Genomic DNA, 13,348 nt, shown 5'->3' on the forward strand with positions numbered 1-13,348 from the left:
CCCAAGTTTGGGAAGAGCTTAAATGCGGTCATAGCATATAAATAATGCACTAATGCAAAATACTACTTTTTTACTGCCCGCTCTTTATCTCAGGATACCTTCGCTTCAGAGTGACAACAATATTAAATTTTAGTTAAAATATCAGATAACCGATTAACCGTTTTCTGAAATTTTTATATATTCAGTTTATCACTGAGAATTGGCATTGTCAAGAACTTACACCAAATTGTGTAAAAAAACAGGTGGAATTAAAAACTCCACCTGATTTAAGCTTTCATTTTATTTTTTATATCTATGGTTTATTAAAATATAACTATATTAAACAAAAACATTAAGCTTCTTTTGCCATACAAACTTTTACTTTTTCAATTCTTCTATCTTTAACTTCTTCAATTTTAAATATTATATTTTCATAATTAACAGCTTTTCGTTCACCATTATGTGGTATATGACCTAATAAGTCTACTACAAAACCACCTATGGTATCAGAATACTCTGAAATTAAGTTCAAATTAAGATAATTATTTAAATTATCAACTGATATAGAACCATTAACAACAAAAGTATCATTATCAACTTTTTTTATTTCTGGTTCAGTATCATCATATTCATCATCTATTTCTCCCATAACTTCTTCTATAAGGTCTTCTATAGTTGCTATTCCTGAAAAGCCGCCATATTCATCTATTAACACTGCCATATGATTTCTAGTAGTTTGAAGCTCCTTAAACAACTCATCAATGTTCTTGGTTTCAAGCACAAAATATGGAGTGTGCAGCATTTTACTTATATCAATATTCTTATTATGATTTTTATGAATCTCAATAAATAAGTCTTTCATGTACAAAATTCCTATTATATTATCAATATCATCTTCATACACAGGAATTCTTGAATACTTTTCTTCCATGAGCTCATCCATAAGTTCATCATGTGGGGTATTTACATTGATTAAAAACACATCTGGTCTAGGAGTCATAACCTCCTTAGCTACTTTATCATCAAATTCAAATATGCCATTTATCATCTGCTTTTCTGTCTCGTTAATAACACCATATTCTCTTCCAACTTCAACCAGGGATTTTATTTCTTCTTTAGATATAGTTTCTTCTGTATTCTTCTTATCCAATCCAAATACTTTAACTAAAATATTTATAGATCCAGAAAGCAACTTTACAAAAGGTGAAGTAATTTTAGATAGAAATACAATTACTCCTATAGACTTCATTGCAAATGCATCTGGTTTTTGAAGAGCTATTCTTTTTGGGAATAATTCACCAAATACTAGTGTTACATAAGACAATACAATAGTTATAGTAACTATTGATACTTCACTACTATAAGGTACTCCAATGTTAGTCAAAAACTTAGTAAATTTGTTTGCTATACCTGTAGATGCAGATGCACTAGAAAGAAACGCTGCAAGAGTAATTCCCACTTGAATAGTAGATAATGCTTTTGTCGGCTCCTTAATAAATTTTTCCAATAGTTGAGCTTTTTTATTTCCTTGCTCTGCCATTAACTTAATTTTATTCTTATTAACTGACACCAGTGCTATCTCAGCTAAAGAAAAAAATGCATTAATTAAAGTCAAAATGGCTATTAAAATAAATTGCCCCATTATACTCGGGTCGGGACTAGGGTCTGATTCCATTAATAATTCCTCCTCAAATGTAATATATAATAATCATAATAATAACATAAAAGTTTAAATTTATCCAGTCAAGCATGTAAAAGGAAATTAAAATATTTATAAATTAGCATTTTAAATTTGGTATAATAAAGAAAAAAGTTAAACATATGGAGGTTTAATATTACGTGAAAATTAACAGGTTACTGGCAATTGTAGTTACACTTTTAAATAGAGAAAAAATATCCGCAGCAGAGCTTGCTGATAAATTTGAAGTTTCTGTAAGAACAATTTATAGAGACATTGAATCAATTAACATGTCTGGAATTCCCATAGTTTCTCAAGCTGGAAATAATGGAGGTTTTTATATTGTAGATAATTATAAAATTAGTCATCAATTTCTAACATTAGAAGATATGATTTCTATAGTAGATGCTTTAAAAAATATGAACAAGTTTATAAATGATAAAAAAGTTGAAATAGCCATTGAAAAGGTAAAAAGCATTGTACCTGATGAAAAAAAGTCAATATTTGATATGCATTTTCAACAGATGGTTATAGATAATTCTCCCTGGGGTTTTAAAAAATGTGAAGATGAAATTTTAAAATATAAAACTGTACATCATGCTTTAGAAAATAAAAAATGTATATCCTTCGATTATAGAAATTCAAAAGGTGAACATGACTTTAGAAAAGTAGAACCATTAACCCTTGTTTTTAAAGGTTTTTACTGGTATTTATTTTCCTTTTGCAATTTAAGAAATGACTATAGATTGTTCAAATTATCAAGAATGGAAAATTTAAAACTTCTGAATGAAGAAATACAGTTAAATAGAATCTCCTATAAGGAATATATGAATAATAATAAAGTCCAAAGAACACCTGTAAGAGTTAAGTTAAAATTTTCTCCAAAGGTTAGATATAGAATAGAAGATTCATTTCATAAGGATGAAATGAAATTTGAAAAGGATGGAATCATAATTATAGATACATATTTTTTCGAAGATGAATGGGTTTATTCTATGATTTTAAGCTATGGAGAATACGTAGAAGTTATAGAACCTAATCACATAAGAGAAATTATAAAGAACAAATGTAAAAAAATCAGCCTTTTATATTCAAACCTGACATAATGCTGTCAAAGCTTTCCTATATAATAAAATCGTAGATAAAAAAAGTGATAATGCGAAACAAAGCTTTTCAAGTTAAGAACTAATAATGAAGAATTAATAGTGAAGGATGATTTTTAGCTTTCGCAAAAAATCTTTAAATTTATATAGGTAAAAGGAGAAAATTTATGGAACAAAAATATTGTCAAAGCTGTGGAATGCCAATGAGCGAGGAGGTTTATGGTACTGAAGTAAATAATGAAAAAAACAAAGAATATTGCATTTACTGCTATGAAAATGGTGCTTTTAAACATCCAGATTTAACTATGGAACAAATGATAGAGGCATGTGTGCCTTTTATGAAGGATAAAGGTATGGATGAAAATGAAGCAAGAAACCTAATGAAAAATTGCTTACCTGCTTTAAAAAGATGGAGAAAAGAAGATCCAGAAACAAGAATAACAGAAAAGAATAAGATTATGATAGTTGGGAAAGAAATAAGAACTACCAACAAAGATGGTCAGTGTGTAAAAGTAATTTCAGATCTTTGGAAGAAATTTAATGATGAAAAGCTTGGAGATAAAATATTAAATAAAACAAATCCTGATGAAATTTTAGGTTTATATTGTGATTATGAAAATGAAGAATTTGGAATGTATTCTTTTATAATTGGATATGAAGTTAGTAATATAAATTCTATACCAGAAGGCATGGTATATAAAATATTACCTGCTTCAAAATATTGTGTGGTAACTGCTAAAGGCAAGATGCCGGATACAGTTGGAGCAGCTTGGTCTTACATATGGAATTCAAATCTTCAAAGGACATATACAGGGGATTTTGAGCTTTATGGTAAGAAATATGATAGCAGTGAAAATGCTGAAGTAGATATATATGTAGCTATAAAATAAAATTTTAAAATTCACAGATAGTGAAAGAAATTATACAGAGATTACTTGTCCTATGTGTTAATAAGGAGTACTTATATGGTAAGAGAAATAAATGCAAAAAGTATTTTAGTAACAAGTAAAAATCCTAGCAGCTGGTTTGGGGTTAAATATACTATGAATATTTACCGGGGCTGCCAGCATGGATGCATATATTGTGATTCACGCAGTGAATGTTATCAAATTCAAAATTTTGATGATATTGATGTTAAAATAAATGCAGTAGAATTATTAAAAAGAGAACTTGTACGAAAAAGAATAAAAGGTACCATTGGAACTGGCGCTATGAGTGATCCATACATACCTATTGAAAAAAAGTATAAACTTACACAAAAATCTCTTCAAGTAATTGCTGATAATCACTATCCTATTCATATCACTACAAAAAGTAACATTATTTTAAGAGATATAGATATACTTCAAGAAATAAACAATATATATGCTCAAGTTGCCATTACAATAACTACTTGTGATGATTCACTTTCACAAAAAATAGAACCTAGAGCTCCAGTATCTTCTGATAGGTTTAAAGCACTAGGAATACTTTCAAGCTTGGGTATACATGCTGGCATAACCATGATGCCAATACTTCCCTTCATTGAAGATAATGAAGAAAATATAATTAACATTATAAAGATGGCAAAAGATTATGGTGTGAAATTCATTTATCCTGCTTTCGGAATGACATTAAGAGACAGACAAAGAGAGTATTACTATTCAAAACTGGATGAATTATTTCCAAACTTGAGAGCTAAATATGAAAAAAGATTTAAAAATTATTATTCCTGCAGTGTCAATAATTACACTAAACTTAAAAACGTATTTTTTGAAAACTGTGATAAATATGGTATTTCTACTAAAATGCCTTCATATGAAAATAAATTATCCAGTATTCAGCTTAGTTTTTTAAATAAAAGGCTCTAAAATATTAACAAAAGCCAGATAGTAAATGACCTATCTGGCTTTAACATATTATAGTCCTTTCTCGTAAGCTTCAACCATTTTCTTAACCATATTTCCACCTATTGATCCAGCTTCTCTAGCAGTCAAATCTCCATTGTAGCCTTGTTTTAAATTAACTCCTACTTCTGCTGCTGACTCCATTTTAAATCTGTTCAATCCTTCTTTAGCCTCTGGTACTAAAACTCTATTATTGTTTGACATAGTATATTCCTCCTCTTTAATAAGATTTGTACTACACTTGTATGGTCTTATTTTGTTCTTTTTTAAGTTTAATACTCTATTAAATTACAGACAAATGAGGATTCATATTCCTATTTTTACAATTTGTTTTTAACAATGATTTGATTACTTATCCAATGAATAAATTTCATCTCCCAAAAGCTTTGCTTCTTCTAAATCATGAGTTACCATTATAACTGTTCTTTTATCCTGTTTGTAAAGTTTTAAAAATTGCTCTATTATTTCTTTTTTTAATTTTTCATCTAGTCCCTTAAAGGGTTCATCCATTAAAAGCAATTTGCTTTTATAAGCAAAAGCTCTAGCTATAGCTACTCTTCTTTTCATTCCACCACTTAACTTGCTTGGAAGCTTATTTTTATATTCTGTAAGTTTAACCAAATTTAAATATTTATCTATAACACTATTCATTTCATTCTTGTTCATTATAGATTTTAGTACAAAAGCTATGTTTTCATAAACTGTAAGCTGCTCAATAAGTCTATCTTCTTGAAATATATAAGATATACCTTTATCATTTAAGATCACTTCTCCGCTATCTGCTTTAGTTAAACCGCTTATAATATTTAATAATGTGGTTTTCCCACAACCTGAAGGTCCTAAAATCACAGTAATCTTATCTTTTCTGAAATTTATATTTAAGTTATCCAAAACCTTATGTTCATCATAATGCTTATATAAGTTTTTTATTTTCACTTCGTAATCATCAATGTACTCCATAAATTACACCCTTAATCAATTTATATAATTTTTTTATAAATAACTATTTAACTTTTACATAATAAGTTTTTAATAATATAAACCATTAGCTATTGCTCTTGTCCTTTTATATAGTATTTAAATATTATTTCAAAAATAAAACTTAATGCTACTATTACAATAGTCCACGCAAAAAGCTCTGCAGTTTCCAAGGTTGACTTTGCATTTAAAAGATTTAAACCTATAGAATACTTAGGTATACTTAAAACTTCTGAAGCTACAGAAACCTTCCAGCCCATTCCTAAACACATTAACACGCCTGAAACAATATAATGCTTTATGTAAGGTAAATATATGTCTTTTATTATGTATTTATTTTTAACTTTATAAACACTGGCCATCTCAATTAAGTTTTTATCTACAGCTTTTATTCCTTCTAATACATTAGTATATATTATAGGGAAACAGGTTAGCACACTGGTAAATATAACTACGTTGGAAGCTTTAAACCAAACTAAAGCTAATATTATTATGGACATAACTGGAGTAGCCTTTATGCATACTATTAAGGGTTCCAATAATTCCTCAATAAACTTATTAACAGCTGCAATAATTCCAATGAATATTCCTATACCTATGGATAAAGATACACCTGCTATAACTCTTAAAACACTATTAAAAGCACACTCCCAAAAATAAATTTTTTTAACAAGTTGAACTAGAACTTCTATTACTTCCAAAGGTGAAGGAAGTAATAAAGAATTATTAATAAAAAGGGAGCAAAGCTCCCAAATTAACATCCAAAATATTAATATACTTATTTTTCTAATTTCCTTTGTAGTAGAAATTTTCATCAGGCATTTTTCCTCCAATGGATTTAGGATCACTTTCTTTTAGAACTTTATAAAAGTTATCTAAAGAAGCTTTTCCATCTTTAGCACTAATAAATACTATGTTACATTTTGGAATAGCCATTTCTGCTACTTTAGCTTTTGGCATTATTCCATATTTCTCTACTAACTTTCCTGCTTCTGCTTTATTTTTATTTACAAAGTCTACAGAATTTTTATATTTTGTAAGGAATTCATCTACATCTTTTCCTCTTTTATCTATAAAATCCTTTTTAAATACTAAAGTTCCCATTACCAATTTACTATCAGTTCCAGATACCTTTTCCCACTCTTTTGTCAAGTCTATTGGAATTTGCAAATTACTAACCTTCATCTTTGTAGTAGTTACAAATGGCTCTGGCAATACTGCTATAGTTCCTGGCTGTGAAGCTACTAATGCAGCTACATCACTATGCTGTCCTTTATACTCAATTTTAACATCCTTTTCTGGATCTATTCCATTTTTCTTTAATATGTAGTTCAAGGCAAATTCTGGTGTTCCGCCTTTTCCACTGGCATAAATAGTCTTACCTTTTAAATCCTTTATATTCTTTATGGTACTTCCATTTTCAACAACATATAAAATTCCTAAGGTATTTATTCCTACTAATTGAATATTACCTTTTGTTTTACTATATAAAATTGGTGCTAAATTAGAAGGTACTGCTGCTCCATCTATTTCACCATTTACAACTTTAGATACTATTTGATCTGGTGAATCAAACATAGAAATATCATAATCTTCCTTATTTTCATCCATAAGTTTAACCATACCCATGCCTGTAGGTCCTTTTAAAGCTGCTATTTTAATTTTTTCTTTTTTAGCTGGCTGTGTAGCTGCTTGTTTATCACTGCATCCCACTGCAAACAATGCTAAAATCACTAAAATTAAAGTTGTGGTCAGTACTGTTAGTCTTTTTTTCATGTTGTATTCCCCCTAATTATAAATATCAATGCATCTATAATTATATAACAAAACTTTATAGTTAACAAATCTAAGGATATATAATTCTTTAAAAACTATTTTGCCTGGCTTAGTGCATCCTCTACTGCACTCATAATTCCATTGCTGCTTCTTGTAGCTCCTGAAACTGTATCTACATTAGTTGATTGAGATTGTATAATTTCCTTTGGAACTATGTCAAAAGGCTGTTCATAGTAACCTCTAGATTCATTATGAGATACTATTTCTATATTACTTATTTTCCCACCTGATACTGTAACAGAAACCTTTAAATTGGGTCTAAATCCACGTCCAACACCAGTATAAGTTCCATCTTTATATTCTCCCTTAGTTGAACTTGTAGATGTACTATTACTTGTAGAAGATGAATTTTGACTTTCATTTGTGCTATTGCTTTCTACATTTTCAGAATTACTGCTGCTATTATCTGTTGATTTATTAGTATTGGTTGAATTACTATTTACTTTTGCTCCACTTAATGCATTTTCTACTGCCTGCATTATTCCATTACTACTTCTTGTAGCTCCTGATACTGCATCTACTTTTGTGGATTGAGTTTCTATTATTTCTTTAGGTACTACATTAAAAGGTTCTTCATAATATCCCCTAGATTCATTATGGGATAATATTTGTATATCAGATATTTTACCATTCTTAACTGTAACAGAAACCTTTAAGTCTGGTCTAAACCCATTTCCAACACCTGTGTAAGTTCCATCCTTATATTGTGCTTGTGATGAATTATTCACATTATTAGAAGCTGAAATAGTTGTACTATTAGATGTATTTGTACCTACAGCCATATTACTTTTAACAGAACCACCTAATGCAAAGCTAGCAGCATATAATCCTGTAAAAGCAGCTATTGCTACTGCTGATGCAAAAGCTGGATTAATTTCTTGATTTGCAACACTTGCTTGTGTATTCTTTCTTGGACAAACATCAATACATTTTAAACAATTTATACATTCTCCACTGTTTACTTTATTTACCTTATAAAGTTCTATACCCATTGAACAATTATTTGTACATAATCTGCATTTTCCGCATTTATCATTAGGTTTCTTTATTTTAAAAATCCTAATTTTTGATACTATTGAAAATATAGCTCCAAGAGGACATAAATATCTGCAGAAAAATCTTTCAATAAACATTGCACCTACTGCTATAAGTATTAACAACATAAATCCAAAAGTATACTGAAATATGGCATCAGGGAAGTTTCCTATTTGTGCAAAAGCATTCCAAGGACTATAATCATTCAGCGTACTGTTTCCCATTGTCCATACAAAACACACTATAAGTGCTAAAATTGCATACTTTACATATTTTAAAATAGAATCTACTTGTTTATTTACTCTAAACTGCTTTTTAAACACCTTTTGAAATGCCATGTATATAAAATCATTAAAGGTTCCAAAAGCACACATCCATCCACAAAAGAATCTACCAAATAATATAGTTATAGGAACTACTGCAATTGCTGCAGTTAAACCTGGTAGTGCTTGAACTAAATTAAAATTACCCTTTATAATCATGGAATAAAGCTTTCCAATTTCACTAAAACTTAAAGTAAATAATCCTGGAAGTACAATTAAACATATAATTTGTACTATGGTTCTTAATATTTGTAATTTAGATATTTTTTTCTTCATAATAGTTTTTTCCTCCTGCAAAATTTATTTTCCATACGAAAATTCTGTATTAGTAATGTTAAATTTATCTTTAATACCCGATGTGGTACATACTTTCTTATCTTCAGTTATAAATATAGCTTCTACTCCATTTATGGATTCTATTAATTCCATTCCATCTTTAACTCCCATAATATAAACTCCAGTTGATAATCCATCGCCATCAATAGAATAATCAGATATTATAGTAGTACTTATAACTTCACCTTCTGAAGGATATCCTGTTCTAGAGTCTATTATGTGATGAAACCTTTTTCCATCTTTTATTGAATATCTTTCATAATTTCCCGAAGTAACTACAGACTTGTTTGAAATACTTAGTACTCCTACAAATTCTCCTCTTTCTTTTAAAGGGTTTTGAATGCCAATGTTCCAATTACTTCCATCAGCTTTATTGCCTACAGCAAGTATGTTGCCACCAAGATCAATCAATGCACTTTTTATACGATATTTTTCAAATACTCTTCTAACTTCATCTGCTGCATAGCCTTTGGCAATGCCCCCAACATCAAGTTTTTGATTTTCTTTTTTTAACTTAATGGAAACATCTTTTTCATCTAAGCATATATCTTTGTAGTCAACAAGATTAAGATTATTTACAATTTCACTTTTATCTGGTATTTTAAAATTTTCTTTACCTATGTTCCATAAATTCACTATTGGCCTAATTGTAGGATCAAAAGTTCCATGACTCATTCTGCTGTATTCTACTGCTTTGTCTATTACAAAATAAGTATCATAACTGACCTTCTCATAGCATTTACCAGCACTTCTATTGATTTTTGAAAGCTCACTATAATCTTTAAATGCTGACATTTTATCATCTATATCATTAACTCTTTTCATAGCTTCACTTATTGCTATTTCAGATTTATTTCCATATGCTCTTAATTGTATTATGGTTCCAAGAGAATAAAATTCCTTCCAAGCTAGCATTTCATTCTTCTTAATATTTTTTGAAAATATGCTAAGCAGTTTTTTAGAATTAAACATATTATTCATACCTCCTTTTGCTGTATTTAAAATCACTGTTATTACAATAGAGTTTTTATCATCAAATAACGCTGTTCCTATGTATTTTCTATTTATTTCTTCTCTAAAAATCAAAAATATTATAACTGGTTGTTATCTGATAAATACATTCTATATCACTTACCTTAATTTAAGTTTAGAGTTTGCTGAGAGTTTGCTGAGAAATAAGAAAACAAATTTTGAATAAAAAAATAAAGCTATATTAGCTCGCTAAACTAATCATAGCTTTATTTCTAAATTAAAATATAATGTTACTCCCATTCCTTCCAAATTTCTGGTTCATATCCTACTGTAGCTTGTTTACCGTTGCGTACTATTGGAGTTTTACAAACTTTAGGATTATTTAAAAGTATTTCTTCTTTCATATTGCTGTCTCTAATTTTATCAAGATTTAATCTTGTATATTCTTTTGTTTTAGTGTTTATTAAATTGTTTAATCCAACAGCTTCTTTAACACTTTTAAGCTCTCCTTTACTTAACCCCTTCTCATTTAAATCAATAAGTTGATATTTAATTTTTCTCTCCTTAAAATATCTTTCTGCCTTTTTTGTATCAAAGCATTTTTTTACCCCGAAAATTTGAATATTCATAAACTAAATTCTCCCTTCTAGAAATGTATTATCCAACTTCCACAGTTTAAAAATAAATTAGTTTTCTGATGTAAGGAGGAAAACTCACCTTCATTGTCCTCTGTTCTCTGTCAATTGTCCTCTATTAATTTTCAAACTATCTTCACATTTTTTCAAACTTACAATGCAAGTCCAAATACGATATGAAGAAGAAACAAATGCAGCAAAAGTTATAATGTACATAAATGAATAAACTATATATAGATATCTAGCATTCATAATATGAAAAGTTATATAGGAAAATACAGGAATAACATAAAACATTGCAGCAGCAACTCTACCTAAAAAATCAAAAATAAATATAGATTTTTTGCTGCAAGTCTTTTTAATAAAATATGAAGTAATAATAAACTCTGCAAACTTAAATAATATAACAAATAAAAACCATAATGGCAAAACGTGTAGAATATATAATACCATATATGAAATGATAATGTACAGTAAATCTGAAGCTACATCAAGAACAGCTCCTAATTTTGATATACTGCCATTAAATCTAGCAATCCTACCATCTAAAAAATCAGTTAGAAATATTATAGAAGTAATCATTATAGGTATCAACATATCACCAAAATGTTTAACAATGTAGAAATTTAAAAATACTGATAATATTACTCTAAGTAATGTTATGATATTGGGAATGTTCATCATAAGTTTTTTCATAATTTCACTATTCCTTCGATAATTCTTTACCTAAATTATAAGCTTTACTTTCACTTTCCTTTTTTGAACTTGAAAGAAACTTTACTTTTTTATATGGTTTTGTGCTATTAAGAGATTTTTCCATAATTTCAAGTTCATCTTTTTTCGAAGCATCTGCTCCAGTTGAAAATACTATAATTTTCTTAGATGAAAAGTCTTTTATTTTTGACATATAATCTGTTACTACTGTAAGTGGTTTTCCTCCATAGTTTGGTGAACCAAAAACCACTATAGAATATTTTGATATATCATATTTTAGATCTTTTTCTGGATAATTCAATGTAACCTCATAACCTTCATCATTTAATCCTTTGGCTATTGAATTTGCCATTAAACTTGTAACATCAGATAATGAAGGTTGAAAAATGATTAATGCCTTTTTAGGAGATGCATTTTTGCTTGTAAGCATCTTTTCGTTACTTCCTTTTATTTTATTTGCATATCCAACCATCATCACCATACTAGCAACCGCAACTATTGCTAAAATTACAACCCCGATTAAAATTTTCTTTAACATTCTTATTTCCTCCTTACTAAACCATCAATTTATATATGTACTTTATATTTGATAAAAGCTTTGTTTTTATTTCCTGTCTATTGTTCATAAAGCTTCGATTGTTTATCCATTTACACAATTCACCATGTAAATATCCATGTAATATATTTGCAATTAAACTTGCCTTTTCCTCTGAAAGTTTATCATTGCTTACTTTTATAATTATTTCAATAAGTTCTTTACCTGGCTTATTTAACATTTTAATTACCTCATCAGGAGGATTTCCACCTATAGTATCAAACCATATAAGTTTATACCAACCAGGATGATCCATTGAAAAATCAATGAGATTATCGAAAAGTTCATAAAGTCCTTCTTCACAATCAATTTTAACAGTTAAATTACTTTCGGAATAACACAGCATTTTTAATAATGCCTGTCCAAGCGCTTCCCAAAAAATTTTCTCCAAGCTCTTAAAATAATTGTATAAGTTTGTATGAGCACATCCAAGCTTTTTTGCAATATCTCTTAAAGTTACATTTTTGCTTCCCTCATTTTCATCTATTAAAGCTAATGTAGTCTCTAAAATAATTTCCTTACTTAAATTATTTTTAATATTTTTCATTTTATCCCCTCCATTACCAATGGTAATTACCATTGGTAATATAATAACAAAAACAAACTTACCTGTCAATAAAATGGCATCCAAATTATTTATAAAATAATAATTCGGATGCCATAGAATGTTGCAATACTCTAAGCTTAAATGTTTCAAACATGCTTTTCTATATTTTCACTTACATTTTATCAATTTCTTCCTTATGTTTATTGTAATATGCTACAGGTTCCTTTAATCCAAATGTTGTATTATCAAAATCCTTAGGCACTACAGTTCTCACTATTTCAGAAAAATACTCTTGAAATAGCTTATCAAAATCAATGAGCTGCTTTTTCCACTTTTCAGTATCTACACTTATTCTACTTATCATAGGTATTGTCTTATTATCAATGGAAAACATCATGCTGCTGCTATCATTTAAGCCTAGAAAGCTAAAATAGTATGTTCCTCTATGCTTTAAATAATTATATTTTTGTCTTATATATTTTACTAAAGGATTTTCCAAAAAGCCTTTTACATAATAATCTCTTAACTTAATTTCTTTAGCAAGGGTTAATCTATAAAGTAATTCATTAAAATTACACTTTTTAATTGATTTATAATATAACTTGTTTTCTGGCAATTTACCTTCTAGATTATAATCTAAATACAGCCATAATACTTGCCATGACAAACTAATACAAGTATTATAATAAATCAATGCATTTTGTAATAATATGGACTTAATAAAGGAAAAA

15 protein-coding genes are annotated in these 13,348 nt (G+C 28.4%); 3 read left to right on the plus strand and 12 right to left on the minus strand.

Annotated elements, in window-relative coordinates; translation table 11 throughout:
* Window positions 1-331: 331 nt before the first annotated feature.
* The gene (locus tag Ccar_RS09630) at window positions 332-1,654 is read right to left on the minus strand and encodes a hemolysin family protein (protein ID WP_007064621.1); all 1,323 of its coding nucleotides are present in this window, start codon (window positions 1,652-1,654) and stop codon (window positions 332-334) included.
* Between the two features lie 164 nt (window positions 1,655-1,818).
* On the opposite strand from Ccar_RS09630, the gene Ccar_RS09635 reads away from it, so the two are divergent.
* The 3 genes from Ccar_RS09635 (at window position 1,819) to Ccar_RS09645 (ending at window position 4,610) form a co-directional block, all read left to right on the plus strand.
* Window positions 1,819-2,763, plus strand: a complete 945-nt coding sequence (locus Ccar_RS09635) for a helix-turn-helix transcriptional regulator (RefSeq protein ID WP_007059733.1) — start codon at window positions 1,819-1,821, stop codon at window positions 2,761-2,763.
* 164 nt (window positions 2,764-2,927) lie between these two features.
* On the plus strand, window positions 2,928-3,650 hold the full coding sequence (locus tag Ccar_RS09640) for a zinc ribbon domain-containing protein (RefSeq protein ID WP_007059732.1): 723 nt from the start codon (window positions 2,928-2,930) through the stop codon (window positions 3,648-3,650).
* Window positions 3,651-3,725: 75 nt separating this feature from the next.
* Window positions 3,726-4,610, plus strand: a complete 885-nt coding sequence (locus tag Ccar_RS09645; protein ID WP_007059731.1) for an SPL family radical SAM protein — start codon at window positions 3,726-3,728, stop codon at window positions 4,608-4,610.
* A 48-nt stretch (window positions 4,611-4,658) separates the two neighbouring features.
* On the opposite strand, the gene Ccar_RS09650 is transcribed toward Ccar_RS09645, so the two are convergent.
* The 11 genes from Ccar_RS09650 to Ccar_RS09700 all read right to left on the minus strand — a co-directional run bounded on the left by Ccar_RS09650 (window position 4,659) and on the right by Ccar_RS09700 (window position 13,233).
* A complete protein-coding gene (locus Ccar_RS09650) occupies window positions 4,659-4,850 on the minus strand; it encodes an alpha/beta-type small acid-soluble spore protein (protein ID WP_007059730.1) in 192 nt (63 codons plus the stop codon).
* 144 nt (window positions 4,851-4,994) lie between these two features.
* Complete coding sequence (locus Ccar_RS09655) at window positions 4,995-5,606, minus strand: ABC transporter ATP-binding protein (RefSeq protein WP_007059729.1); 612 nt, start codon at window positions 5,604-5,606, stop codon at window positions 4,995-4,997.
* A gap of 89 nt (window positions 5,607-5,695) precedes the next feature.
* On the minus strand, window positions 5,696-6,439 hold the full coding sequence (locus tag Ccar_RS09660) for an ABC transporter permease (RefSeq protein ID WP_007059728.1): 744 nt from the start codon (window positions 6,437-6,439) through the stop codon (window positions 5,696-5,698).
* Window positions 6,411-7,400: an ABC transporter substrate-binding protein gene (locus Ccar_RS09665; RefSeq protein ID WP_007059727.1), complete on the minus strand. Its 990-nt coding sequence runs from the start codon at window positions 7,398-7,400 to the stop codon at window positions 6,411-6,413. The genes Ccar_RS09660 and Ccar_RS09665 overlap by 29 nt, the downstream gene beginning before the upstream one ends.
* Window positions 7,401-7,495: 95 nt before the next feature.
* Entirely contained in the window at window positions 7,496-9,094 is a 1,599-nt protein-coding gene (locus Ccar_RS09670; protein WP_007059726.1) for an FMN-binding protein, read from the minus strand.
* Between the two features lie 24 nt (window positions 9,095-9,118).
* Window positions 9,119-10,126 (minus strand): FAD:protein FMN transferase, encoded by a 1,008-nt coding sequence (locus Ccar_RS09675; RefSeq protein WP_048030046.1) that lies wholly within the window; start codon window positions 10,124-10,126, stop codon window positions 9,119-9,121.
* Between the two features lie 290 nt (window positions 10,127-10,416).
* Window positions 10,417-10,755, minus strand: coding sequence for an arsenate reductase family protein (locus tag Ccar_RS09680; RefSeq protein ID WP_007059724.1), 339 nt, complete (start codon window positions 10,753-10,755; stop codon window positions 10,417-10,419).
* Window positions 10,756-10,845: 90 nt separating this feature from the next.
* Entirely contained in the window at window positions 10,846-11,457 is a 612-nt protein-coding gene (locus Ccar_RS09685) for a CDP-alcohol phosphatidyltransferase family protein (protein WP_007064619.1), read from the minus strand.
* 7 nt (window positions 11,458-11,464) lie between these two features.
* Window positions 11,465-12,013: a flavodoxin family protein gene (locus Ccar_RS09690; protein ID WP_007059722.1), complete on the minus strand. Its 549-nt coding sequence runs from the start codon at window positions 12,011-12,013 to the stop codon at window positions 11,465-11,467.
* Window positions 12,014-12,029: 16 nt separating this feature from the next.
* Window positions 12,030-12,617, minus strand: coding sequence for a TetR/AcrR family transcriptional regulator (locus Ccar_RS09695; protein WP_237737323.1), 588 nt, complete (start codon window positions 12,615-12,617; stop codon window positions 12,030-12,032).
* Between the two features lie 172 nt (window positions 12,618-12,789).
* Complete coding sequence (locus Ccar_RS09700) at window positions 12,790-13,233, minus strand: hypothetical protein (RefSeq protein ID WP_007064618.1); 444 nt, start codon at window positions 13,231-13,233, stop codon at window positions 12,790-12,792.
* Window positions 13,234-13,348 lie beyond the last annotated feature (115 nt).

The organism is Clostridium carboxidivorans P7, assembly GCF_001038625.1.
In the GTDB taxonomy this organism is placed as follows: Bacteria; Bacillota; Clostridia; order Clostridiales; family Clostridiaceae; genus Clostridium_AM; species Clostridium_AM carboxidivorans.